This window comes from Phocaeicola acetigenes (genome assembly GCF_027529745.1).
Lineage (GTDB): Bacteria > Bacteroidota > Bacteroidia > Bacteroidales > Bacteroidaceae > Phocaeicola > Phocaeicola acetigenes.
On record NZ_JAPZVM010000002.1, the window covers coordinates 1 to 24,380 of the forward strand.

General features: G+C 39.4%; 22 protein-coding genes and 2 tRNA genes. 17 read left to right on the top strand and 7 right to left on the bottom strand.

Features of this window, described 5'->3' with window-relative positions; all coding sequences use genetic code 11:
- The first annotated feature begins 460 nt into the window (after positions 1-460).
- The 5 genes from O6P32_RS02645 (at position 461) to der (ending at position 4,605) form a co-directional block, all read left to right on the top strand.
- Positions 461-991, top strand: a complete 531-nt coding sequence (locus tag O6P32_RS02645; protein WP_178265821.1) for a YceD family protein — start codon at positions 461-463, stop codon at positions 989-991.
- A gap of 16 nt (positions 992-1,007) precedes the next feature.
- Complete coding sequence (gene rpmF, locus O6P32_RS02650; RefSeq protein ID WP_007559879.1) at positions 1,008-1,193, top strand: 50S ribosomal protein L32; 186 nt, start codon at positions 1,008-1,010, stop codon at positions 1,191-1,193.
- Between the two features lie 104 nt (positions 1,194-1,297).
- Complete coding sequence (locus tag O6P32_RS02655) at positions 1,298-2,299, top strand: beta-ketoacyl-ACP synthase III (RefSeq protein ID WP_178265820.1); 1,002 nt, start codon at positions 1,298-1,300, stop codon at positions 2,297-2,299.
- Positions 2,300-2,373: 74 nt separating this feature from the next.
- Entirely contained in the window at positions 2,374-3,255 is an 882-nt protein-coding gene (era, locus tag O6P32_RS02660; protein ID WP_178265816.1) for a GTPase Era, read from the top strand.
- Positions 3,256-3,291: 36 nt separating this feature from the next.
- The gene (der, locus tag O6P32_RS02665; RefSeq protein ID WP_178265815.1) at positions 3,292-4,605 is read left to right on the top strand and encodes a ribosome biogenesis GTPase Der; all 1,314 of its coding nucleotides are present in this window, start codon (positions 3,292-3,294) and stop codon (positions 4,603-4,605) included.
- Positions 4,606-4,697: 92 nt separating this feature from the next.
- On the opposite strand, the gene O6P32_RS02670 is transcribed toward der, so the two are convergent.
- From O6P32_RS02670 to O6P32_RS02680, 3 genes are all read right to left on the bottom strand, one after another.
- Positions 4,698-4,853: a hypothetical protein gene (locus tag O6P32_RS02670; RefSeq protein ID WP_269876656.1), complete on the bottom strand. Its 156-nt coding sequence runs from the start codon at positions 4,851-4,853 to the stop codon at positions 4,698-4,700.
- A 73-nt stretch (positions 4,854-4,926) separates the two neighbouring features.
- Positions 4,927-5,976 carry an alpha-L-fucosidase gene (locus tag O6P32_RS02675; RefSeq protein WP_269876657.1) on the bottom strand — a complete coding sequence of 350 codons (1,050 nt, stop codon included), beginning with the start codon at positions 5,974-5,976 and terminating at the stop codon, positions 4,927-4,929.
- Between the two features lie 33 nt (positions 5,977-6,009).
- A complete protein-coding gene (locus O6P32_RS02680; protein ID WP_269876658.1) occupies positions 6,010-7,461 on the bottom strand; it encodes an alpha-L-fucosidase in 1,452 nt (483 codons plus the stop codon).
- Positions 7,462-7,579: 118 nt separating this feature from the next.
- On the opposite strand from O6P32_RS02680, the gene O6P32_RS02685 reads away from it, so the two are divergent.
- Positions 7,580-8,449: an AraC family transcriptional regulator gene (locus O6P32_RS02685; protein WP_269876660.1), complete on the top strand. Its 870-nt coding sequence runs from the start codon at positions 7,580-7,582 to the stop codon at positions 8,447-8,449.
- A 69-nt stretch (positions 8,450-8,518) separates the two neighbouring features.
- Here the strand turns inward: O6P32_RS02685 and O6P32_RS02690 are convergent, their stop codons facing one another.
- Together O6P32_RS02690 and O6P32_RS02695 are read right to left on the bottom strand one after the other, a co-directional pair.
- Positions 8,519-10,282 carry a Gfo/Idh/MocA family protein gene (locus tag O6P32_RS02690; protein ID WP_269876661.1) on the bottom strand — a complete coding sequence of 588 codons (1,764 nt, stop codon included), beginning with the start codon at positions 10,280-10,282 and terminating at the stop codon, positions 8,519-8,521.
- Between the two features lie 273 nt (positions 10,283-10,555).
- A tRNA-Phe gene (locus tag O6P32_RS02695) sits at positions 10,556-10,628 on the bottom strand.
- Between the two features lie 187 nt (positions 10,629-10,815).
- Here O6P32_RS02695 and O6P32_RS02700 point away from each other — a divergent pair.
- The 8 genes from O6P32_RS02700 (at position 10,816) to O6P32_RS02735 (ending at position 20,998) form a co-directional block, all read left to right on the top strand.
- Positions 10,816-10,888 (top strand) — tRNA-Pro (locus O6P32_RS02700).
- A 169-nt stretch (positions 10,889-11,057) separates the two neighbouring features.
- The gene (locus O6P32_RS02705; RefSeq protein ID WP_178265811.1) at positions 11,058-11,600 is read left to right on the top strand and encodes an RNA polymerase sigma-70 factor; all 543 of its coding nucleotides are present in this window, start codon (positions 11,058-11,060) and stop codon (positions 11,598-11,600) included.
- A 50-nt stretch (positions 11,601-11,650) separates the two neighbouring features.
- Positions 11,651-12,637 carry a FecR family protein gene (locus O6P32_RS02710; protein ID WP_269876662.1) on the top strand — a complete coding sequence of 329 codons (987 nt, stop codon included), beginning with the start codon at positions 11,651-11,653 and terminating at the stop codon, positions 12,635-12,637.
- Positions 12,638-12,796: 159 nt separating this feature from the next.
- A complete protein-coding gene (locus O6P32_RS02715; protein ID WP_269876663.1) occupies positions 12,797-16,090 on the top strand; it encodes a SusC/RagA family TonB-linked outer membrane protein in 3,294 nt (1,097 codons plus the stop codon).
- A 40-nt stretch (positions 16,091-16,130) separates the two neighbouring features.
- Positions 16,131-17,717 carry a SusD/RagB family nutrient-binding outer membrane lipoprotein gene (locus O6P32_RS02720; protein ID WP_269876664.1) on the top strand — a complete coding sequence of 529 codons (1,587 nt, stop codon included), beginning with the start codon at positions 16,131-16,133 and terminating at the stop codon, positions 17,715-17,717.
- Between the two features lie 33 nt (positions 17,718-17,750).
- Complete coding sequence (locus tag O6P32_RS02725; protein WP_408636042.1) at positions 17,751-18,746, top strand: glycoside hydrolase family 18; 996 nt, start codon at positions 17,751-17,753, stop codon at positions 18,744-18,746.
- Positions 18,747-18,767: 21 nt separating this feature from the next.
- On the top strand, positions 18,768-19,775 hold the full coding sequence (locus tag O6P32_RS02730; protein WP_269876666.1) for a BT_3987 domain-containing protein: 1,008 nt from the start codon (positions 18,768-18,770) through the stop codon (positions 19,773-19,775).
- A 14-nt stretch (positions 19,776-19,789) separates the two neighbouring features.
- Positions 19,790-20,998, top strand: coding sequence for a DUF1735 and LamG domain-containing protein (locus tag O6P32_RS02735; RefSeq protein WP_269876667.1), 1,209 nt, complete (start codon positions 19,790-19,792; stop codon positions 20,996-20,998).
- A 105-nt stretch (positions 20,999-21,103) separates the two neighbouring features.
- Here the strand turns inward: O6P32_RS02735 and O6P32_RS02740 are convergent, their stop codons facing one another.
- Complete coding sequence (locus tag O6P32_RS02740; protein ID WP_178265806.1) at positions 21,104-21,442, bottom strand: translation initiation factor; 339 nt, start codon at positions 21,440-21,442, stop codon at positions 21,104-21,106.
- 202 nt (positions 21,443-21,644) lie between these two features.
- Here O6P32_RS02740 and O6P32_RS02745 point away from each other — a divergent pair, with 202 nt between their 5' ends.
- From O6P32_RS02745 to ispF, 3 genes are read left to right on the top strand one after another with little or no spacing between them, the layout of a single operon-like run.
- On the top strand, positions 21,645-22,298 hold the full coding sequence (locus O6P32_RS02745) for a redox-sensing transcriptional repressor Rex (protein WP_408636038.1): 654 nt from the start codon (positions 21,645-21,647) through the stop codon (positions 22,296-22,298).
- A 5-nt stretch (positions 22,299-22,303) separates the two neighbouring features.
- On the top strand, positions 22,304-22,921 hold the full coding sequence (locus tag O6P32_RS02750; RefSeq protein ID WP_269876668.1) for a fumarylacetoacetate hydrolase family protein: 618 nt from the start codon (positions 22,304-22,306) through the stop codon (positions 22,919-22,921).
- The gene (gene ispF / locus O6P32_RS02755) at positions 22,918-23,397 is read left to right on the top strand and encodes a 2-C-methyl-D-erythritol 2,4-cyclodiphosphate synthase (RefSeq protein WP_269876669.1); all 480 of its coding nucleotides are present in this window, start codon (positions 22,918-22,920) and stop codon (positions 23,395-23,397) included. Before O6P32_RS02750 ends, ispF begins: the two co-directional genes overlap by 4 nt.
- An 86-nt stretch (positions 23,398-23,483) precedes the next feature.
- On the opposite strand, the gene O6P32_RS02760 is transcribed toward ispF, so the two are convergent.
- Positions 23,484-24,365, bottom strand: a complete 882-nt coding sequence (locus tag O6P32_RS02760; RefSeq protein ID WP_269876670.1) for a 1,4-dihydroxy-2-naphthoate polyprenyltransferase — start codon at positions 24,363-24,365, stop codon at positions 23,484-23,486.
- Between the last annotated feature and the right edge of the window lie 15 nt (positions 24,366-24,380).

Here is a 24,380-nt window from a genome sequence, read left to right on the forward strand (position 1 = left end):
GGATATGTTATGCATTCTCTGCTTCTGGAGACTTGTTCCCTGCTTGACGTGTGTCTTTATTTCACCTATTGTATACAACGTATCTGCAAGGTTTGAATTTTGTTCTTATTGATAGATCTATATTTTTTAATATGCGATTTATGTTATGTGCTATGGAGGTCTGTGAATTCTTTAGAGGTTTTTCCTAAAAAGAAATTCATAAATCTTTAAAGAGGTATGATTAGGTCTCTGATGTAGATTCAATAAGATTCGTCTATACTTTATTCAATTTGAAATATGCTTTTAATTGAAAAAGCGTTTTAACGATTTCTGACTGGGATAAAAATAAACCATAAGTCGTTCTGATTAAAAAATGTATTTTGATTGTAGGGATTCTCAATTATTATTTGTATCTTTGTTGCCCGATTTATATACTATTGCATTGGGAAAGTTAGATATATATAAAGTAGAATTGAAAAATATGCGTGAGGATTCAGCTAAGTATGAATACACGCTTGATAATCAATTTTTTGCTGATATAGATGCTCCGGAAATTCAGAAGGGAAAATTGAAGGTGGATTTATCAGTAAAAAAGAGTTTAGGAGTATATGTCCTTAACTTTCATACGGAAGGAATGGTAATTGTGCCTTGCGATCGCTGTTTGGATGATATGGAATTGGAAGTTGAAACAGACGATAGCTTGAAGGTAAAATTAGGTTTGACATTCTCTGAGGAGGATGATATTGTAGTAGTACCCGAAGAAGATGGTTATATAAACGTAGCTTGGTTTATTTATGAGTTTATTGCATTGAGTTTGCCAATGAAACATGTGCATGCCCCAGGCAAATGTAACAAGGGTATGATGGGAGCTCTGAGTAAACATTTACGTACTTCGGATGATGAGGATGGACTGGAAGATGGTTATGTTGAGGAAGACGAGAGTTTGGATGATGATAACCGTGAAATAGATCCGAGATGGAATGAATTAAAGAAAATATTAAATAATAATTAAATAAAGTTTTAGAAAAATGGCACATCCTAAAAGAAGACAATCAAAAACAAGAACTGCTAAGAGAAGAACTCACGATAAAGCAGTTGCTCCTACTTTAGCTATCTGCCCTAACTGCGGCGAATGGCATGTATATCACACAGTATGTGGAGCTTGCGGTTATTATAGAGGTAAATTAGCAATTGAAAAAGAAGCTGCTCTTTAATTTAGCACTTCATTGAACATGTTTGTGTGTTTTTAAAGAATAAAGCCGGAGAGCCTTTCGGCTCTGCCGGCTTCTTTTTTACATACAAACCAAATTTTGAAATGATGGAAAAAATTAATGCTGTAATTACTGGTGTTGGTGGATATGTACCAGATTATGTATTGACAAATGATGAATTGTCAAGAATGGTAGATACCAACGACGAGTGGATTATGACTCGTATTGGAGTAAAGGAAAGACGTATTCTGAATGAAGAAGGTTTAGGTACCTCTTATTTGGCACGTAAGGCTGCAAAGCAATTGATGCAGAAAACAAATTCGGATCCCGATTCTATTGACTGTGTTATTGTTGCTACTACTACTCCGGACTATCATTTCCCTTCCACAGCTTCAATCTTGTGCGATAAGTTAGGACTGAGAAATGCATATGCTTTCGACTTGCAGGCTGCATGTAGCGGATTCCTTTATGCAATGGAAACAGCTGCTTCGATGATTCAGTCTGGTCGTCACAAGAAGATTATTATCGTAGGAGCAGATAAAATGTCTTCTATGGTAAACTATTCAGACCGTGCAACTTGTCCTATTTTTGGTGATGGCGCTGCTGCATGTATGGTAGAAGCTACTACTGAAGATTATGGTATTATGGATTCTATTTTAAGAACAGATGGTAAAGGACTTCCTTTCCTGCACATGAAAGCAGGTGGTTCTGTTTGTCCTCCGTCTTATTTCACTGTAGACAATAAGATGCACTATCTGTATCAGGAAGGTAGAACCGTATTTAAATATGCGGTATCAAACATGTCTGATGTAACCGCTCAGATTGCAGAACGCAACGGATTGAATAAGGATAATATTGACTGGATTGTGCCTCACCAGGCCAATATGCGTATTATCGATGCTGTAGCTTCTCGTCTGGAAGTACCTTTGGACAAGGTAATGATTAATATTCAGCGTTACGGTAACACTAGTGCCGGAACATTACCTCTTTGTTTGTGGGATTTTGAAAAACAACTGAAGAAAGGTGATAATATTATCTTTACTGCATTTGGTGCCGGATTTACCTGGGGAGCTACTTATGTGAAGTGGGGATACGATGGTAATAAATAATTGAGAATATTCACACATACGAAAAAACGCATCCCAACCCGATGCGTTTTTTCGTATATCAACCTATAAACACTATGCACAAAGCCGGATTTGTTAATATTGTAGGTAATCCGAATGTCGGAAAATCTACATTGATGAATTTGTTGGTAGGAGAGCGTATCTCTATTGCCACATTCAAGGCGCAAACGACGCGTCATCGTATTATGGGAATCTTGAATACTGATGACATGCAGATTGTATTCTCTGATACTCCGGGAGTATTGAAGCCTAATTATAAACTTCAGGAGTCTATGTTGAACTTCTCGGAATCGGCTTTAGTCGATGCTGATGTGTTATTGTATGTAACAGATACTGTAGAGAAGACAGACAAGAATGCGGAATTTTTGGAAAAAGTTCGTAAGCTGAATGTTCCGGTTTTGTTGCTGATTAATAAGATCGATTTAACCAATCAGGAAGATTTGGTAAAACTGGTTGAAGAATGGCATGAAAAACTTCCTGATGCGGAGATTATCCCCATTTCGGCTAAGGCTAAATTTAATGCCGATGTGGTGATGAAACGTATCAAAGAGCTTATACCAGATTCTCCTCCTTATTTTGGGAAAGATCAGTTGACCGATAAGCCGGCACGTTTTTTCGTAACAGAGATTATCCGGGAAAAAATTCTGTTGTATTACGATAAGGAAATTCCTTATGCAGTAGAAGTTGCAGTAGAACAATTCAAGGAAGATGCTAAAAGTATTCATATCAATGCTGTGATTTATGTAGAACGCGAGTCACAAAAAGGTATCATCATTGGGCATCAGGGAAAAGCGTTGAAAAAGGTCGCTACAGAAGCTCGGAAAACGTTGGAGCATTTTTTCCAGAAGTCCATTTATTTGGAAACCTTTGTGAAGGTAGACAAGGATTGGAGAAGTTCAGACAAGGAACTTAAGAATTTTGGTTATCAATTAGATTAAATCTTCGGCTGTGACAGCCGTAAATGTATAAAATATATGGGAAATTTAGTAGCAATTGTAGGACGTCCCAATGTGGGAAAGTCGACACTGTTTAATCGCTTGACCAAAACACGTCAGGCTATTGTGAATGAACAGGCCGGTACAACCCGCGATCGCCAGTATGGTAAATCGGAATGGCTTGGAAAGGAGTTCTCTGTAGTGGATACAGGTGGATGGGTAGTTAACTCGGATGATGTTTTCGAAGAAGAAATCCGTAAGCAAGTAGTATTGGCTATGGATGAAGCGGATGTTATTCTGTTCGTAGTTGATGTGATGAATGGAGTGACAGACTTGGATATGGAAGTTGCTTCCATCTTGCGTCGTTCGAAAACACCTGTGATTATGGTTGCCAATAAGACGGATAATAACGATTTGCAATATAATGCAGCTGAATTTTATTCGTTAGGATTGGGCGATCCTTACTGTATCTCTGCTTTAAGCGGAAGTGGAACCGGTGATCTGTTGGATTTGATTCTTTCGAAGTTCAAGAAAGAAACCGACGAAATTCTTGATGAAGATATTCCACGTTTTGCTGTTGTTGGTCGTCCGAATGCAGGAAAATCCTCTATCGTCAATGCTTTTATTGGAGAGGAACGTAATATAGTGACGGACATTGCCGGTACAACTCGTGATTCCATCTATACCCGTTACGATAAGTTCGGATTCGACTTCTATTTGGTTGATACAGCAGGTATCCGTAAGAAAAATAAGGTAAGCGAAGACTTGGAATATTATTCTGTAGTACGTTCTATTCGTTCTATTGAAAGTTCGGACGTCTGTATTTTGATGCTTGATGCTACCCGTGGTATTGAAGGTCAGGACTTGAATATATTTTCATTGATACAGCGCAACCAGAAAGGTTTGGTTGTGGTTGTGAACAAATGGGATTTGGTAGAAGAGAAAACTGCGAAAGTCATGAAAAACTATGAAGAGGCTATTCGTAATCGTTTTGCTCCGTTTACAGATTTCCCGATCATTTTTGCTTCGGCATTGACCAAGCAGCGTATATTCAAGGTGTTGGAAGCTGCCAAAGAGGTATATCAGGCACGTACTTCCAAAATTCCGACTGCCCGTCTGAACGAAGAAATGCTTCCTTTGATTGAGGCATATCCACCTCCTTCAAATAAGGGTAAGTACATCAAGATTAAGTATGTCACTCAGCTACCTAATACTCAGGTACCTTCGTTTGTATTTTTTGCAAACTTGCCACAGTATGTAAAAGAGCCATACAGACGTTTCCTGGAAAATAAAATCCGTGAGCGTTGGAATTTGTCAGGTACTCCGATAAACATATTTATACGTCAGAAATAAAACACAAAAGCGGCTGTCTTAAGTTATCTTAAGACAGCCGCTTTCCTTTTTATCTTGAGCCTTTTGTAAAAAGAAGACTATTTCTGTTCGACTTATCCGCAAGAAAGCCATTCGGCGTTATTGCTATAAATCCATAATCCTATTTGCTGATTGAAAACGACGACGTCGGCTGCACAATCGCCGTCGTTGGCTGCATAGCCAACAGCGGCAATTTTACAGCCAACGACGGCGATTGAAACTTTCGACATTCCTCATTGCCTTTATATTTTAGCTACACAATATGTCTGTCAATAAATTACCATTTAGTCTTTCTCTCTTTATTTATTCGAGTTTGTCTTTAATACGAGGATATAATGCTTTTAGAATAGTAATATCTTCGTTACGTAATTTCCCTTCTCTGTTAGGAGGGCAATTAAGGATAAGGATATTATCATTGCTGGTAGCTGTATTAAAAAGCTTTTCAAGTTCATCTATTGATTTATATTCATGATCTTGAGTATTATAGAACCATCTTTTACTAATGCATACAGTTGACTCCCATGGCATATAGTATTTTTTTCCGTCGTGTACGAATATCTTAGGGTCATTGGGGGATGGTAAATAAGGATCCCCTAAGCGGAAATCACTGGGAAAATATCGTATGGGATAACCATTCTGCTGGTTTTCCGGTAAAATGGGATGTTCATCTACATTTTTAGGAGATCCGATACTCCAGTTTATTCCAACTTGACAGTTGGGAATCTGTGTTTTTATTGTTTGGTAAATGTCCATGATAGGCCATCGGTAATTGGGCTTTACCCATCCGCCATCGAACCAAAATTCCACAATCGAAGTATAGGGTGATACAATATTGATTAATTCTTTCAGTTGCTTGATCATATATTGATTGTAAGCTTCATCTTTTGTCCAATCCTCTACTTCGCTATTGACTTTTCTATCCCATAACGAATAGTATAGCCCTAAACCAATCTGGTATTTTTTGCAGGCCTTTGCCACTTCCTCTACTACATTTGTTTTATTGGCAGAACTTGCTACATCATATTCAGTGTACTGGCTGTCCCACAAGCAAAAACCATCATGATGTTTGGTGATTAGAATTACATATTTCATTCCGGCTTCTTTGGCAGTACGGATCCACTGTTCTGCATCAATACCGGTAGGAGCATAAGTAGATGCCGGCTTGGAACCGTCTGTCCATTCTTCGTCATGAAAGGTGTTTATTCCAAAGTGTATAAACATACCGTACTTCCTTTTTATTTGTTCCTTTTGAGCCTCGCTTGGAGTGGTAGAAGGTTGTGGAAGGACAATTTGTTGCGCTCTTGAAAATTGGCTGAAGCATAATATGCCTAAAAGAAATAATAGTTTTTTCATATTTGTGGACTTTAATATGTTTCTATTCAAATATTATTTAAGTCTGATAGAATATACCGAAGGCTTTCCATTCGATTCTTCTATTTTAAGTCTGAGCAGATTCGCTTGTATCTGTTCCTTCAGGCTGATAGTAATGAAGCCGTATCCCATAAAGCTGTGTGGCTGCTTTTGGGGATCAATTGTTTCATGGTATAAATCTTTCCATTCGTTATTTGTTGAGTATTGTAGCGTATATTTTGTAATACTTCCTTTGCCTATAATAATCGCGACTTCTTTGAATGGAGTGTCAGGTTTAAGATGTATATCCAATGTCGAGAGAGAGTCTCCTGTCCATGCGGTAGAAACATCACTGTCTATTGCGTATTGAGGTCCGTGGTGCAGTGTGTCATTATTGAGGATACCATTGGCTTGTGCTACAGCTTGTTCGGTCAGTGACATCATACGAGGAGGATTTTCTGGAAAAGGTGCCCCGTTTTCTATTCCTAGGAAAGATGCCAATTCGTTGATTCTTCGAATAGCCTGTGGGTTTTGTCTGCCATCGGTTCCGGGAGGTATATTCAATAAAAGACAATTGTCGTTAGCTGTGGATATGCGGAAGATTTCTTCCAACTCTTCAAGATCTCTTACTGTTGAATCTTCCGGATGTGCAAACCAGTTTCCCAATACAGAAATAGTTTGTGTACATTCGTAAGGTAAATAATACTTTTTCCCTTTATATGTATAGATTTTCGGATCATCTTTTACCGGTAAGAAAGGATCCCATAATCTGAAGTCGGACGGGAAATATACGATAGAGTCTCCTTCCTGCATATCTACAGGGCGTTTCCCTATTGTCCAGTTTGTAGAAATCTGGCAAGATGGTTGTAACTGCTTTACATAGTCATAAATCTCTTGAAGATACCAGTTCTCAACCTTTCTGTCCCAAGCTCCATCGAACCATAATTCGGAAACGGTGCCATATTGAGTCATTAATTCTTTCAACTGGTTTTTCATGAAGAGAATATATTTATATGGATCGGCATCCTTGTAAACAGGTTCATGTCTGTCCCAAAGGGAATAATAAATGGAAAATGCAATGTTTTCTTTCTTGCAAGCTTCTGAAACAGCTTTTACGATATCATACTTATGAGTGATAGAAGGATTTGCAATGTCGTAATCGGTATATTTACTATCCCATAGACAAAAACCATCATGATGTTTCGTTGTGAGTACAATAGATCGCATACCAGCAGTCTTTGCATTTTTTACCCATTCGGCTGCTTGTTGAGCTATATCAATGGGAGGGTTATAAGTTGAGGCCGGTGCACTACCATCACTCCATTCTGTATTTAAATAGGTGTTCATTCCAAAATGGAGAAACATGCCGTACTTTCTGTCTATCATAGCTTGTTGTCCTTCTGTGGGACCAATCGTGCGGCTTGTTTGTTGAGTAGTACAGGAAGAAAGACATGCGGTTAACATGAATGTATAAATAAAATTTTTCATAGCTTTACTTTTTTGCAAAAGTAAAATTTAAAATGTTGAGATAAAATATTTATTTTGAGGGAAAACTTTGCAAAAACCGATATATGCTTCATTTAAGTAAGAAAGAATTAGAGTTACTATGAAATGTGTGGATATACAGAATACACTGTCCTTGCATATGATTTATGCCGGATATTATGAAGTTGGGAAAGAATGGTGCTACAGGAATGTATTGAGTCCATTTTCTCGTTTATATCTTATTGATAAGGGAGAAGCATGGATTTATATGAATAAAAAGAAGTATAAACTGGAGGCTGGAGATCTGTTTATTATACCTAAATTTACGTACCATACTTATGAATGCGAAGACTATATGAGTCATTATTATATCTGTTTTCTCGACCAAATGGTGGGAGGAAGGAGTTTATTTGAATATGTACATCTTTGCAATAAAGTAAAAGCCAGTAGTTTCGACAGATATTTGATAGAGAGATTTGTGAAGTTGAATCCGGGATATCAGATTTCAAATCCAGATCCTAAGAAATACGACAATAAGGCAGAGTTGTTTTCTCTCAATAAAAAACAGTCTGTTCTTCATCTTCAATCTACTTTGGAAAGCAATGGGATCTTGTTGCAGTTATTTTCCCGATTTATCACAAGTGAAAATCCTGAAGCCTCGTACAGGGAGAACCAATACAAAAGTATGAATAAGGTATTTAGCTATATTGATGTTCATTTAGCTGGAGGAATTCACGTGAAAGATCTGGCTGATATTATGTGTATGAGTGTGGATCATTTCACCCGAATTTTTAAATTGGTAAACGGAATGACGCCTAATCAATATATTCAGTTGAAGCGAATAGAAAGAGCTCAGACCTTGATGTTATTGTCTGACATGAGTGTGAAGGAAATAGCAGAAGAAGTAGGGGTGTCTAATTTGTCTCAGTTTTCTAAGCTATTTCGTAAGCACTTAGGGGTTAGTCCAAGAGAATACGGAAAAGAAAAATAAAGACTCCCCTCGCAACTTGTTATTGCGAGAGGAGTCTGATTGTCTTTAAATAAACTTTCTCTTTTTGTGTTATTTCTCTGCTTTTTCTGCACGTCGGAAAGCCTTGTCTCCTTGTGCAATAGCTTTATCTGCCTGTTTAATCACAGCCTCTACTTCTTTCATCAGCGATTCTGTTTTTGAATCTGAAGCAGATAATTTTTGCAGCTGGTCTACAGTGCGCTGCATCTGTTTGATAAGCAAATTATTCTGTTTGTTGATTTGTTCTGCATTGGCTTTGATTGTACCTTTTTTTACATTGGCCAGCCATTCTTTCAGTCCTTTAATTTTTTGTTGCAGTGTACCGCTTTCGGCAGCCAATTGAGAATACAACTCTTCTTCCGGAGTGGCAAAAGCATGGTGGAAGCCTTTTACCTCATTCCAGTGTCCGCGTGTAAAATCGGGGAAGGCTACTGCTGCACAGCCATTGTCCATAGACAAAGCTCCTAATTCGGCCAATGAACACCATTCTGCCAAGTCGTATACATCCATGTCCAAAGGCAATCCGTTTTGCAGACAGTATACCAGACGGCTGTCCATAATAAAGTCCATACCCCCATGTCCGCCTACTTCTTTTGCCATTTCACCGTATTTCTTGAGGATAGGATGCTGGTATTTGTTAATCAAGGCGTCCATTTCCGCTTTAGGAAGGAAAGTGTGAGTACTCAAGTTGTCTACTTGCGGTTGTACTCCTGAAGCTTTCATCTGGCTGGCATCCACGGCATATCCTTCTATCGGATATTTATTGGCAAATCCTTTTGTACCTGTCAACTGATACAAACGATTGTACGGCTGTGGGCTCATTACATTATGTTGGATTTCGATTACCTTTCCATTTTCGGTGCGCAGCAATGTAGTAGTATGATCTCCATTGCGGAATGATTCACATTTCTCACCGGTTGCTTTTTCTACCAGAGCACGTCCGTGCACCGATTTAGTATCCATTGCCACCAGAGTTGTGATGCGGTCGCCGCGGTGAATATCCATAGCCTGTGCTACCGGGCCTAATCCATGTGTAGCGTACACATCTCCTCGGTTTTCTTTATTATAGCGTAGGCGCCATCCCAATTTGTCTTCTTTTCCATTTTTCCAATAATAATTCCAGAAATCGTCCAAATTGTGGATGTAAGCTCCTTGAGCACGCAATACCTCTCCAAAAACTCCATGTTGAGCCATGTTGAGTGTATTCATTTCAAACCAGTCGTAGCAGCAGTTTTCCAGAATCATGCAGTGCTTGCGGGTTCTTTCACTGAGATTAATCAATTCCCAGCACTGTTCCAGATTCATAGCCGATGGAACTTCAATGGCAGTGTGCTTGCCATGCTCCATGGCACATTTTGCAACGGGAAAATGATGATCCCAGTCTGTAGCTATATAAACGAGGTCAATATCATCACGTTGGCAGAGTTCTTCGTATCCTTTAGCTCCAGAATAGATTGCTGCTTGGGGAAGACATGCTTTTTCCAGATATTTTTGACAGGCTTCTGCACGTTCTTTTTCGTAATCACAAAGGGCAACGATTTCTACTCCCGGAATATGGGTAAAACGTTCTACAGCTCCCGGTCCTCTCATTCCAAGACCGACAAATGCTACACGTACCACTTTCATTTTAGGTACAGTCAGTCCGATTACGTTTTCCTGACCGGCCGGGCGTTCTGGAGTATTTATAACGATTGTTCCTTTTTCCCAGTGCCATTCTGTAGAAGGCGATAAAGATTGGGCTGTGGTTGAAGTTGGAAATACAGCCAAAGCACAGCATGTATATGCTCCCACAATCCATTTATTCAGATTCGTCATAGTGTATAGTTATTTATATGGATAATTCTTAGTGCGGCAAAGATAGGTATTTCTTTTACATCGGGATGATTTTGAAAGTCTTTTTTTGGGTATAGGTATCAGATTTCTTTATTGGAACTGTTTTTTTGAAATAAATTATATTTATGAACTTTTCAAATATGACTTATTGATATAAGGAAATAAGGAAAGGGTGAAATGAAATAAAAAAGTAGATATGATAAAAAGAAAAATCGCTAACAGATTGTTTAATAATCTATTAGCGATTGTTTTTTGTGGTGCCACCAGGAATCGAACCGGGGACACAAGGATTTTCAGTCCTTTGCTCTACCAACTGAGCTATGGCACCGTTTTATTTTGGTGATGCAAAGGTACGTATTTTTTTTTATTCTGCAAATTTTTGCTTCAAGAATCTTTATGAAAATCATTAAATTTTGAGAAAAAGAAACTTTTTTGAAAAAAACAATCATTTCTTTTGATGGTATCAAAAAATATATCTACCTTTGCACTCGCAAACGAAAGATAAGTGTTGCAATCGGAATGTAGCGCAGTTGGTAGCGCACTACGTTCGGGACGTAGGGGTCGGGCGTTCGAGTCGCCTCATTCCGACAAAAGCTCAACTATTAGTTGGGCTTTTTTTATTTCAGGAATTTCCAAAGTATTGATGAGAGAAGGAAAAAGTGGGTAAAATTAGGCTTCTTTTGAAATTAAGTAATACTTTTGTTAGTCGTTTAAAATCCATGGCACATAGAATCTTTTAGAAAACGGAAACGGTAGAATGATTACAGATAATGAAAAAACATTGCGTTTCAGAAAGTTTTTCCTTGAGAATTTTCCCAAGGTGAAGGCTTTTGCGTGGAAGATTCTGAAATCGGAAGACGATGCCGAAGATATAGCTCAGGATATATTTGTGAAGTTGTGGGATAAGCCGGAATTATGGATTGACCGTGACCGATGGGATAGCTATCTGTTTTCTATGCTAAAAAACTACATCTATAATTTCTTAGCCCATAAATCGGTCGAACTACATTATATAGAAGACACTGCAGAGAAAATACGTCTTTCCGAATTGGATGTTGAAAATGATATGACAGAGGAGTTGTATGCAAAAGAAATAAATCTTTTGCTGAAAATGGCTGTAGAACAGATGCCGGAGCAGCGTCGGAAAATATTTGTCTTAAGTCGATACCGTGGACTCTCCAATCAGGAAATAGCTGATAAACTGCAACTTTCTGTGCGTACAGTAGAACGTCATTTATATTTGGCTTTGCAAGATTTAAAAAAAATCATTTTATTTTTATTTTTTTTGTGTTTGCGTTGAGTAATTGTTTTGAGTAAGCTGTCTATTATTAAAAGCAACATAGATAACTTATGAAAAATTACATACAAAAATTAATAGATCGCTTTACACGTTTTAATTATTCAGACTCCCTGACGAATGAAATCCATCGTTGGTTGCTTCAGAATCGTCATGAGGATTTGAAAGAGGAAGCTTTGAGAAAAGTTTGGAATGAAACGAAAGCGAAGTCTGATTCCCGTACAGAGGAATCGCTCCAGCAAGTATTACATCGTTTACAGGTTTCTCCTGTTTCTCGTACTTATGAAATGTCTGTATGGCGATATGCAGCAGCTGTGGCAGTTCTTTGTGTTTCGATAGTCTCTACTTTTTGGCTGACTAAACATTATGTGGAACAGCCTAGTGTTTCGATGGTGGAAAAATACATCCGATATGGAGAAACAGGAGTTATAAATTTGCCGGACGGAAGTGTGGCACATCTTAATTCCGGTTCTTATATTCTTTATCCAGACAACTTTGAAGGCAATACGCGTGTGGTTCATTTAATAGGAGAGGCCAACTTTAAAGTTGTGAAAAATCCGAATAAACCTTTTATTGTTAAATCGGCTGATGTTTCGGTAACGGCTTTGGGAACAGAGTTTGATGTAGAAGCCTACCCGGAAGAAGATGAAATTGTAGCTACTTTGCTGAATGGAAAAATAAAAGTTGAAACAACTATGGATACTACTTCTTATGTCCTTTCTCCGGGGGAACAGGTAGTATATAATAAGAAAACAGCTCAAAGCCAACTCGTCATGGCGCGTTTGTCTGATGTTACCGCATGGCAGCGTGGAGAGATTATTTTTCGCGGATGTACTGCGGGAGAAGTCTTTCAGCAGTTAGAAAGATATTATGGTATCACTTTCCGATATAACCCCAATCTGTTTAATGAAGACAAGTATAACTTTAAATTTAAGCGTAATGCCAGCATGGAAGATATACTTGAGGTCTTGCAGATTGTAATTGGAAATTTCGATTATCAGGTTGGTGAACATATATGTTATATTAAGTCTAGAAGATAAATATTATTGAGTTTAAACCTTTGTGCCTATGAAAAAAAATACCCGAATCGGGCGCCTTCCAGATTCGGGTGTGAAATGTCTTTAGTATTCGTGCTGTAAAAGCACAATTGTCTTAAAGTAATAATATTATGAGTTTAACACTAAAAACGCTATAAAGATATGAATTTATATCTGATAAAAGCCAGAAAATATGTATTAATTAGCTGTCTTGCATTTATTGGTACAGCTCTTTTTGCTCAAAATAATGAGCGCATTACAATCAAAAGTAATAATATAACCTTAAAAAAGGCTCTTACTGAAATAGAAAACCAGTCTAAACTGTCGGTTGCTTACAATGAATCTTTATTATCTGATAAGACTATTTCATTGAATATCAATGACCAACCTTTGAATGTAGCTTTGAATGAAATCTTAAAAGAAAGTGGATTCACTTATCAGATTAAGAATAATTGCATTATGATCGTACCTGTCGGTCAAAAGGGAAAAGCTCCAGTTAAAAAGATTAGTGGACGTGTTGTCGATGAATTGGGTGAATCCTTGGTTGGAGTTAATGTTTCGGTAGACGGAACTACTATAGGTACAATTACCGATTTTGACGGAAACTTTACTTTAGACGTTGCTTCTGATGCTAAATTGAAAGTTTCTTATATTGGATATAAAACGCAGATAGTCAAGTTGTCTGCTAAAAATCATTATGATATTGCCTTAGCACAGGACAATGAAATGCTGGATGAAGTTGTGGTTACAGCTTTAGGTATAAAGAAAGAAGCAAAAGCTTTGTCTTATAATGTGCAGGAAGTATCGGCAAGTGAAATTATTGGAGTAAAAGACGCAAACTTTGTAAATAGTCTTTCGGGTAAGATTGCCGGTGTGTCTATTAATACAAGCTCTTCCGGTATTGGTGGTGGCGCGAAAGTGGTAATGCGTGGTGCCAAATCTATTTCGGGAAATAACAATGCACTGTATGTTATCGACGGTATTCCAATGCCCGTGTTGGATACAGCACAACCGGATGACCAGTTCACTGGTATGGGGCAGTCTGGTGACGGAGCTTCTATGATTAATCCGGAAGATATTGAAAGCATGTCTGTACTGAGTGGTGCTGCCGCTTCTGCTTTGTACGGTAGTGAGGCTGCCAATGGTGTAATTATGATTACTACCAAAAAAGGAACAGCCGATAAGTTACATGTAAGCTATGCCAACAATACTTCTTTCTATAGTCCTTTTGTGACACCTGATTTCCAGAATACTTATGGAGCTGCAACAGGAAGCTTCCAAAGTTGGGGACAAAAATTAGCTCAGCCGAGTGATTATGATCCTTTGGATTTCTTCCAGACAGGATGGAATGAAACAAACTCTATTACGTTGAGTAATGGTACAGAGAAGAATCAGACATTCCTTTCTATGGCTGCCACAAATGCAGAAGGTATTGTTCAGAATAATACTTACGATCGTTATAATTTTACTATTCGCAATACGACAAGTATGCTGAACGATAAACTTCGTCTTGACTTGAGTGCCAGTTATGTAAATATTCGTGAACAGAATATGATATCACAGGGACAATATTTTAACCCTATTGTTCCGGTTTATCTGATGTCTCCGAGCTATAGTCTTGAAACATATCAGTTGTTTGAAATGTACGATGAGAGCCGTGGCTTTAAAACACAGTATTGGCCTTGGGGAAATATGGGACTTGCCATGCAGAACCCTTACTGGATTACCAATCGTGATAACTTTATCAATACCAAGAACCGTTTCCTTGTAAGCGGAGGCTTGAACTGGGATATTGCAAAAGGTATCACATTGGGAGGGCGTGCAAAAGTTGATTATACTGCAGCCATTAATGAAAAGAAGTATTCTGCATCTACAGACGCTATTTTTGCTCAGCGTTATGGAGCTTATTATAAAGCAGATGCTTCTACTCGTCAGCTTTATGGGGATTTGATGTTGAATATCGATAAGTATTTCGGCGATTTCTCGTTGACTGCTACTTTGGGTGCAAGTATCCAGGATGTAAACTATGCTTATTATAGTGTGGGTGGTGACTTGAACTCAGTTGCCAATAGCTTTACATTGAAGAACCTTAATTTGGCAAATGCAGAACATGATCAGGATGGCTATCACGACCAGACACAATCATTGTTTGCTACTGCACAGTTGGGATGGCAGAGTAAATTATACCTGGATGTGACAGGACGTATCGACTGGTCTTCTGCATTGGCGTGGACTAACTCGAAGAATGTGGCTTATCCTTCTGTGGGTCTATCGGCAATTTTAACAGATTTGTTCCCTATTAAAAACGATGTCCTGACATTCTTGAAAGTTCGTGCTTCTTATAGTGAAGTGGGTAATGCTCCGACTCGCTATATTGCTTATCAGACTTTCCCATATCAATCTGGTACACCTACTACAGCATCTACTTATCCTAACTCCGATATCAAGCCGGAAAGAACAAAAGCGTGGGAAGTGGGTTTGCAGTCTAATTTCTGGGGAGATAAATTGAGTTTGAGTGTATCTTTATATAAGACATCAACTTACAATCAGTTGTTTAATCCGTCTTTGTCTGCATCTTCTGGTTATACCTCTATTTATATCAATGGTGGACAGGTAGATAATAAAGGTATTGAATTAGGATTGTCGTTGAATCAGGATTTAGGACCGGTAAAATGGAATTCTAATTTTACTTATACTCTTAACCGAAATGAAATTAAAAAACTGTTGAAACCTACCACTTTGGCTTCCGGACTCACTATTCAGCAGGATGTTTTGGATTTGGGAGGTGTTGGTAATGTGATGACACGTCTTACAGAAGGTGGTTCTATCGGTGACTTGTATGTTACAGCTTTGCGTACCGATGAGCATGGATATATCGATGTAGATTATGTAAATAATACTGTATCAATCGACAAGAATGCCGGAGAACGTAAAGACGGATGGGTCTATGCAGGAAATGCACAACCTAAATATACCTTGGGATGGCGTAACTCATTTAGTTGGAAAGGTTTGAATCTGGGCTTCTTGATTAATGCACGTGTAGGTGGTATCGGTGTTTCTATGACACAAGCCTTGATGGATGCTTATGGAACCTCTCAGGCATCTGCTGATGCACGTGATGCGGGTGGTGTAATCATTAACGGATCGTTGGTTCCTGCAGCTCAGAAATATTATCAGACAGTAGGTACAGGAGCTGGCTCCATGTATGTATATAGTGCAACTAACGTACGTCTTGCCGAACTTTCTTTGGGATATGATGTACCTGTTTCTAAGGTTGTTCCTTGGATTAAAGGCTTGAATGTGGCTTTAACTGGTCATAATCTCTTCATGTTCTATTGCAAAGCTCCTTACGACCCAGAACTGACAGCAAGTACAGCTACTCATTTTGCAGGTATGGATTATTTTATGTTGCCGAGTTTGCGTAATCTAGGTTTTTCTGTTAGACTTAATTTTTAGTATTATGAAAATGAAACATATATCAAAACACACAAGAACTGTGAGCAGTATAATGTTGGCTGGTATACTTTCTTTGTCTTCTTGTACCGATCAGTTCAAAAACTGGAATATAAATCCCAATGAAGTAACTCCGGATCAAATGCAGCAGGATAATCTGAACACTGGAGCTTATTTCACCCAAATGTTGAGAGGAGTATTTATTGTTGGTAAAAGTGCAGACGGAACAGGATTGGGAGGTGAGTATCAGATCACAGAAGTGATGACTGGAGATATCTTTTCTGGTTTTGTAGCCAATATCAATACATTTAGTTATACCACTTATCACAACGACCATTATGCTCTTTATAAAGACTGGTATAATGCAGCTTTTAAAGATGCATATACTTATATCATGCAGCCCTGGAAGTCGATTGCTGATGTCACAGAGGAAACATCTCCGACCAGAGCACTGGCTAATATTGTGAAAGTTTTGGGTATGAGCCGAATAACTGATATGTATGGACCGATTCCTTACAGTAAGTTCGGTACAACTACTCAGGTTCCTTACGACAGTCAGAAAGATATATATTATCAGTTCTTCGATGAGTTGGATGATGCCATTACTATATTGACTGATTATAATAATAGTAATTCATCGGCATACATGGAGCAATATGATTATATCTATAGTGGAAATGTAGGCAAGTGGATTAAGTTTGCTAATACACTACGTTTGCGCTTGGCTATGCGTGTATCTTTTGTGGATGAGGCTAAAGCACGTCAGGAAGCAGAGAAAGCTATTAATCATGCTTCTGGATTGATGACTTCTGCGGATGATTCTGCTATTTTGCATCAGACTACATCATTCTCTTTTGTCAATCCATTGTGGGAAATCAGTGAAAGTTTCCAGGATATTCGCATGGGAGCTACAATGGACTGTTATTTGAATGGCTATAACGACCCGCGTGTTTCCAGTTATTTCCGTTCTGCATCCAATGATGGTAAATATCATGGAGTGAGAAATGGAATGACTAACATTTCTAAGGATAACTATATTGCTGCTGCATCCGGATTGAACTTTAATGAAAACAGTACTATGCAGTGGATGGATGCATCGGAAGCTTACTTCTTGCTTGCTGAGGCTAAGTTGAGACTTGGATTGGGAAGCGAAACAGTGCAGACTTATTACGAAAAGGGTATACAGACTTCGTTCCAGTCGAAAGGTGCTACAGGATATGACAGTTATGTAGCAGATAATGAAAGTCTTCCTCTTGAATCGTATATGGACCCGGTAACCAACCGCTCTACTAATGTAAAGAGTTATTTGTCGAATTTATGCGTTGCATGGGATGACAGTGCTTCTGATGAAGTGAAACTGGAACGTATCATGATTCAGAAGTGGATTGCTCTTTATCCAGACGGTCAGGAAGCTTGGAGTGAAATGCGTCGTACCGGATATCCGGGATTTGTTCGAATTGCTTCTTACGGATACCAGTCGGAAGTAGCAGAAGGTGAGTTGATCAGTCGTCTGAAATTCCCTACAACCGAATATTCAGATAATAGCCAGAATACTCAGAATGCTGTATCCTTGTTAGGCGGTGGTGGTGATAGTGCCGGTACTCGTCTCTGGTGGGATGTAAGAAGATAATAATGGATGTACAATTAATTAGATGAAATTATGATGAAAACGATAAAAACTTTGTTTCTTTCTGCTGTGGCATGTGGACTGATATCTTCATGCGATACAGATATAGAATCTACTTCAATTCAGAATCCTTATACATACGGTGATCAATATTACCAGAATTTACGTGATTACAAAGCCAGCGATCATTCCATTGCTTTCGGATGGTTCTCTCAGTATGGACAGCAGAACTCTATGGCCGTTCGTTTTATGGGATTGCCTGATAGCTTGGATATCTGTTCATTGTGGGGAGGAATTCCTGCTAAAGAGAGAACGGATATTTGGGAAGAACTTCGTTTCGTTCAGAAGGTGAAAGGTACTAAAATGCTAGTTGTTGCCATTACTCGTATTGATGCAGAAACAGACGACCATGCATTTAAACAAGCTTATAACGAAGCAAAGCAGATGCCGGCTGGTGAAGAAAGAGAACAAGCTCTTCTGAGAGCGATTGAAATGTATGCAGAGTATTTCCTTGACCAGGTCTTCTTGAATGATCTGGATGGTTTTGATGCTGACTATGAACCGGAAGGCGACTTCTTGAGTGGAAATTACTTCGTGCATTTTATGAAGTATCTGTCTAAATACATGGGACCTAACCCTGATATTACAAAGGAAGAACGTTTGAAACTCATTCAGGAAAGATATGGTACAGGTGTAACTGATACTAACAAAATGTTGTGTGTAGATGCTCCGGGTGATCCTTCATCCGAATTGTACGATATCTGTGATTATTACTTCAAACAGGCTTACGGTGGAGGTACCAGCAGTGGATGGCCTATTGAAAAGGTTGTGTTCTGCTGTAATATGGGAGATGGCTGGCAAGGTACAATGAGCGATATGTATGAGCAGGCACGCTATCAGCCGGCAAACGGACGCAAGGGAGGATTCGGTGCTTTCTTTATTCATAGAGACTATAATGTACACGAAAACAATCCGTATCCTTACAAACGTTTCCGCGAATGTATTCAGATTCAAAATCCTGCAGTTTATTAATTTATTGCTTGAAAGGAACTTATGAAAAAGATTAGTACATTATTTTATATGGTTGCAGGTGTACTTTCTGTATTGGGTACTACATCCTGTAACGATGATGAGTCTTACGACTTTCCCGGTGATTCTATGAATCGTGTATACATCAAGCCGTATACAGGTAATGATTTTCTGATTGTGCATACTCCGGTAATGAGTACCAGTTCATTTGATTTGAAAGTTCCGGCTTATGTAACTCGGGGACATTCGGAAGCTATAAAAGCAACTTTAGCTATTGATAATTCTCTTATTGATGCCTATAATACTGCTAATGGAACCAATTATGAGGCTTTACCTGAACAGGCTTTAGTTATAGAAAATCAAACCGTTACAATACCGGCTGGATCATATTATTCTGCTGATTCTTTACATTTAGCCATAAATGAAGAGGTTGTGTCACAGTTGCGTAGTGAAACGGGATATCTTATTCCTGTAAAACTGGTAAGTGCGGAAGGTGGTAATGCTGCTGTAAGCACTAACATGAATAGTTCTTATTTAGTTGCAGGGGTAGAAGTGAAAACTGGAATGATTGATGATAGTGCTTCAGATCAAAATACACAAGGTGCATTAGTTTCAGAACGTACCGGATGGACTGCATATGTTGAAGAATCAGATGGAGTCACTGTTAATGGTGAAATTTCCTCGCTTTTTGACGGAAATTCTTCTTCTGAATGGTCTGCATCATCCAGTCAGCCATTCCATATTGTATTCGATATGCAGAAAACTCAGAATGTAACTGCTGTTACTGCATGGTATTCTTATTATGGCTGGTATGATTATTGTTCTTTCTCTCAAGGAACTAAGATGGAATATAGCCAAAACGGAACAGACTGGGAGGAATTGGGAACTGTACCATATATAAATGGAAAAAATGTGGTGTTGTATGCTCCTGTTCCGATGCGTTATATCCGGGCTGAAATTCCTGTGGTATCCGACTGGAGTGGAACAAAAGCTTCAATTAAAGTTGGAGAGTTTAATGTATATGTAAAATAAAAGGTTATTAAGGTATGAAAAAGTATATATATTTTTGTTTTTTAGTATTACTTCTAGGAGTAACCGGCTGTAAAAAGGCACCCGATTTCGGTGATGCGGTTTATATGACAGGTACTTTGCAATCGTCTAATATTCGTTTCCTGGTGGACGGACAGTCAAGTATGGGACTTACCGTAACTTCTACCAATAAAACAGGTGCCGATGTAAAGATTGGTTTGAAAGAAGCTCCTGAGTTACTTGCCGATTTCAATGCATCTACTGGTAGAAATTGTATCTTACCACCGGAAGGCAGCTATACCATCGAGGGTACAGAAGTAGTAATCAATTCAGGAAAAACACAGTCTACTCAGATTAAAATCAGTGCCGATTCCGAACAGTTGCAGGAAGGAGTATCCTACTGTTTGCCTATCTCTATCACTTCTGTAGAAGGAGAAGACTTGAAAGTGTTGGAAACTTCTCGTACTGCGTATGTCATGCTGACTAAAGTAATCACTGTGAAAGCTGCTTACTTGCATAGAAACAACTGTTTCGATATTCCTGGCTTTGGAGGAGAAGATAGTCCGGTAAAAGCTTTGAGCCAAATGACATTGGAAATGAAGGTGCTTCCGGTATCTTTCCCGAATACACCAAGTAGTGCAAACGGTATCAGTTCTTTGTGTGGATGTGAAGAAAACTTCCTGTTCCGTTTTGGCGATGGTGCCGGTAATCCGACCAACAAACTGCAGTTGTGTAAAGGTTCTATTGGTGCTGCTTCTCATCCTGACAAGAAAGACCATTATGAATCATGGGTAGAAAAAGAATTTGAAACCGGACATTGGTTGCACTTTGCTGCTGTGTACGACGGTCAGTATCTCCGTGTATACCTGGACGGTGAACAGATTCACTTTGTGGAAACCAACAACGGTGGTACCATTAACTTGAGTATGGCATACGATGGACATACTTGGGATGATACATTTGCTATTGGTCGTTCTGTAGGTTATCAGCGTTTCTTCGACGGTTATATCAGTGAGTGCCGTGTTTGGAATGTGGCACGTACTCCGGCCGAACTGCAAGACGGTATCTGCTATGTAGATCCAACAAGCGAAGGACTGGTGGCGTACTGGCGTTTCAATGGAGAAACTCAGGATGACGGTACTGTGCTCGATATGACCGGTCACGGTTACAATGCTCATCCGTATAAGGCTATTGAATGGGTGGACAACCAGAAATGTCCGTTCTGATATTTTTTAAACAACTTTTATACGATAAGGTTAAGCAATAAAAAACTGAGGGCTATGTGAATAGCTCTCAGTTTTTTATTGCTCTGTTTTTATGGAAACATCAATCTATTTTGTCTGTGAGTATCCTTCTGCTTTCAATAACTCGATGATGCGTTGTTTGAATTCTCCCTGAATAATAATTTCTCCATCTTTGGCAGAACCACCCACACCGCATTTGGTCTTCAGCAGTTTTCCCAGTTCCTTCAGGTCTTCTTCTTTTCCGATGAAGCCGGTAATGAGTGTGACTGTTTTTCCGCCACGCCCTTTCTTCTCAATAGATACACGGAGCTTCTGTTGCTTCTTGTCGAGGGTTTCGCAACTGTCTTCTTCGTTTGTTTCGTAGTTGAAGTCCGGATTGGTAGAATATACTATATTCAACCGTTCTTTCCAATCGTTATTTTTCATATACATGTTGTTTTTTACGGCTTCAAATATACTTGATTCTTTATCATGAAGCAAGAAGCATTGATATCTGCTGGCCGTTTTTATTTGTAAGATGTATTTATTTTCAATATTACAGGTCGTTTTCGTTTAAGAATATTTTCGAAAACCTATGTAGCGTTACAAATAAATAGATTAATTTTGCAGATGAAGACAGCAAATCTATATGGCGGAACGTATACGTAAAAATATGGATAAAATTCCGGAGCCTACCTTGCGCAGACTTCCCTGGTATCTTTCGAATGTAAAACTGATGAAAGAGAAAGGGGAAAAGTATGTCTCGTCTACACAAATATCCAAGCAGATTAATATTGATGCTTCACAAATCGCGAAGGATTTGTCGTATGTAGCCGTTACCGGCCGCACAAGAGTGGGATATGAAATAGATCGCCTTATTCAGGTGCTGGAAGACTTTCTGGGGTTTACCAATCTTCACAAGGCCTACTTGTTCGGAGTAGGAAGCCTGGGAGGAGCCTTGTTGCGTGATTCCGGTCTGTCTCATTTCGGGCTGGAGATTGTAGGAGCTTTCGATGTAAATCCTAATCTGGTAGGAACGGAAATCAACGGTATTCCTATTTATCACTCTTCGGAATTCGAGAGCAGAAGACAGCAGGACGGAGTATATATTGGAATACTGACAGTCCCCATTAACATTGCGCAGGAAATCACAGACAAGATGGTAGAGGGAGGTATTTGTGCCATCTGGAACTTTACCCCATTCCGTATCCGGGTGCCCGAACATATTGTCGTACAAAATACATCATTGTATGCTCATTTGGCCGTGATGTTCAATCGTTTGAATGAAACTATAAAGAAATAATTCTCATGAAAATTATAGCGATAGGCATGAACTATTCATTGCATTGCAAGGAATTGCATGCTGATGAGCCTGTACCTCAGGAACCGGTGGTTTTTATGAAGCCCGATTCGGCTTTGCTGAAAGACAGCAAACCGTTCTTTATTCCGGATTTCTGCCAGCAGGTAGATTATGAAACAGAGTTGGTTGTACGTATCAACCGCTTGGGAAAGAATATTTCCGAACGGTTTGCCCACCGTTATTACGATGCGGTGACGGTAGGTATTGACTTTACCGCTCGTGACTTACAGAAAAAACTTCGTGCCGGAGCTTTGCCTTGGGAGCTGTGCAAGTCGTTCGACAATTCGGCTGCTATCGGCGATTTTATTCCTGTCACCGAACTGGATAATGTGCAGCAGTTGGGCTTCCATCTGGATATCGACGGACAGACCGTGCAGGCCGGAAATACCAAAGACATGATTTTCCATATCGATACACTTATTGCCTATATCAGCCGTTTTATGACCTTGAAGATAGGCGATTTGATTTTTACCGGAACTCCGGTTGGTATCGGTCCGGTGAAGATAGGAAATCATTTGGAAGGATATTTGGAAGATAAGAAAGTATTAGATTTTTATATACGATGAAAATACGGGTAGGATTTGGTTTTGATGTTCACCGTCTGGTGAAAGGACGCGACTTGTGGCTGGGAGGTATCAAGCTGGAGCATGAACTGGGATTGCTCGGACATTCTGATGCCGATGTATTGATTCATGCAATTTGCGATGCGTTGCTGGGAGCTGCCAATATGCGCGACATTGGCTATCATTTTCCCGACAATGCCGGTGAATTCAAAAATATAGACAGTAAGATTTTGCTGGCCAAGACAGTGGAGCTGATTGCTACAAAGGGATATCGTGTGGGAAATATAGATGCTACAGTGTGTGCTGAGCGCCCGAAGCTGAAAGCACATATTCCAACCATGCAGGAGGTACTTGCCAAAACGATGAATATTGATGTGGAAGATGTTTCCATCAAGGCTACCACAACCGAAAAGCTGGGCTTTACCGGACGTGAAGAAGGTATTTCGGCCTATGCTACTGTGCTGATAGAAAAAGACTGATAGTTATTGCAATAAAAATAGAAAACTCAGCTTTCATCTCCGATGAGGGAATGAAAGCTGAGTTTTTTTATGAAGACAGAGTCTGTTTACAATAGCAGCCCGATGGTGAGCAGCAAGGCAAACAGAAACATGTTTCTGGATGTTTCCCCCAAAATCAGATTCAGCTCTTTTCCGCGGTTGATACGTGCCATTTTCATTGTGGTCAGAATATGCAGAAGCAGATAAAGCTGAGGGAGTATTACTGCATATATTTTTCCTATCCATAGGAAATAGAAACAACACCAGCAGGCTATGACTCCAAGCAGGAAGTACGCAATTAATCCTGCACGGGCACCGAACCGTACTACCAGTGTTCTTTTTCCGCTGATGGCATCCTGCTCTCTGTCGCGGAAGTTGTTTACCATCAGCAGGGTATCGATAAGGAGTCCGCAGGCCAAAGAAGCAAAGGTTACAGAAAGGTTCCAACTGTGTGCCATGACATAGAACGTACATCCTACCGGTACAAAACCGAAGAAAATCAGCACCAGTACATCCCCCCATCCGTGGTAGGCCAGCGGATAAGGCCCTGCAGTATAAAGAAAAGCAAAGAGTATACACAATACACCTACCGGAATCATTTCCCATCCTCCGTACCAAAGCAATCCAACGCCGGTGAGGGAAGCAAGGATGGTGGTCACAAGAATTCCTTTTTTCATGGCTTCGGGGCTAATCCATCCTTGTGCACAGGCACGTTCCGGTCCTAACCGGTCGGCACGGTCGGTTCCTTTCAGAAAGTCGTATAAGTCGTTAATAAAGTTGGCATCTATCTGCATAAGGAATGCAAACAGAAAACAGAGCACAGCCGGTATCGGATTGAAGAAACCGTAGATGTATGCCAGTGTACATCCCGTCATGACCGGAATGGCTGCTCCGGTCAGTGTCTTGGGGCGGGAAGCCAGCAGCCATGCCTTTATCGAGTTTTGTTTCATTGTTTTTTTATAATA

Bases quoted from the DNA above. Each gene is read 5' to 3' on its own strand.
- O6P32_RS02645 (WP_178265821.1), top strand. From the start codon at position 461: ATGCGTGAGGATTCAGCTAAGTATGAATACACGCTTGATAATCAATTT.
- rpmF (WP_007559879.1), top strand. From the start codon at position 1,008: ATGGCACATCCTAAAAGAAGACAATCAAAAACAAGAACTGCTAAGAGA.
- O6P32_RS02655 (WP_178265820.1), top strand. From the start codon at position 1,298: ATGGAAAAAATTAATGCTGTAATTACTGGTGTTGGTGGATATGTACCA.
- era (WP_178265816.1), top strand. From the start codon at position 2,374: ATGCACAAAGCCGGATTTGTTAATATTGTAGGTAATCCGAATGTCGGA.
- der (WP_178265815.1), top strand. From the start codon at position 3,292: ATGGGAAATTTAGTAGCAATTGTAGGACGTCCCAATGTGGGAAAGTCG.
- O6P32_RS02670 (WP_269876656.1), bottom strand. From the start codon at position 4,853: ATGTCGAAAGTTTCAATCGCCGTCGTTGGCTGTAAAATTGCCGCTGTT.
- O6P32_RS02675 (WP_269876657.1), bottom strand. From the start codon at position 5,976: ATGAAAAAACTATTATTTCTTTTAGGCATATTATGCTTCAGCCAATTT.
- O6P32_RS02680 (WP_269876658.1), bottom strand. From the start codon at position 7,461: ATGAAAAATTTTATTTATACATTCATGTTAACCGCATGTCTTTCTTCC.
- O6P32_RS02685 (WP_269876660.1), top strand. From the start codon at position 7,580: ATGAAATGTGTGGATATACAGAATACACTGTCCTTGCATATGATTTAT.
- O6P32_RS02690 (WP_269876661.1), bottom strand. From the start codon at position 10,282: ATGACGAATCTGAATAAATGGATTGTGGGAGCATATACATGCTGTGCT.
- O6P32_RS02705 (WP_178265811.1), top strand. From the start codon at position 11,058: ATGATTACAGATAATGAAAAAACATTGCGTTTCAGAAAGTTTTTCCTT.
- O6P32_RS02710 (WP_269876662.1), top strand. From the start codon at position 11,651: ATGAAAAATTACATACAAAAATTAATAGATCGCTTTACACGTTTTAAT.
- O6P32_RS02715 (WP_269876663.1), top strand. From the start codon at position 12,797: ATGAATTTATATCTGATAAAAGCCAGAAAATATGTATTAATTAGCTGT.
- O6P32_RS02725 (WP_408636042.1), top strand. From the start codon at position 17,751: ATGAAAACGATAAAAACTTTGTTTCTTTCTGCTGTGGCATGTGGACTG.
- O6P32_RS02730 (WP_269876666.1), top strand. From the start codon at position 18,768: ATGAAAAAGATTAGTACATTATTTTATATGGTTGCAGGTGTACTTTCT.
- O6P32_RS02735 (WP_269876667.1), top strand. From the start codon at position 19,790: ATGAAAAAGTATATATATTTTTGTTTTTTAGTATTACTTCTAGGAGTA.
- O6P32_RS02740 (WP_178265806.1), bottom strand. From the start codon at position 21,442: ATGAAAAATAACGATTGGAAAGAACGGTTGAATATAGTATATTCTACC.
- O6P32_RS02745 (WP_408636038.1), top strand. From the start codon at position 21,645: ATGGCGGAACGTATACGTAAAAATATGGATAAAATTCCGGAGCCTACC.
- O6P32_RS02750 (WP_269876668.1), top strand. From the start codon at position 22,304: ATGAAAATTATAGCGATAGGCATGAACTATTCATTGCATTGCAAGGAA.
- ispF (WP_269876669.1), top strand. From the start codon at position 22,918: ATGAAAATACGGGTAGGATTTGGTTTTGATGTTCACCGTCTGGTGAAA.
- O6P32_RS02760 (WP_269876670.1), bottom strand. From the start codon at position 24,365: ATGAAACAAAACTCGATAAAGGCATGGCTGCTGGCTTCCCGCCCCAAG.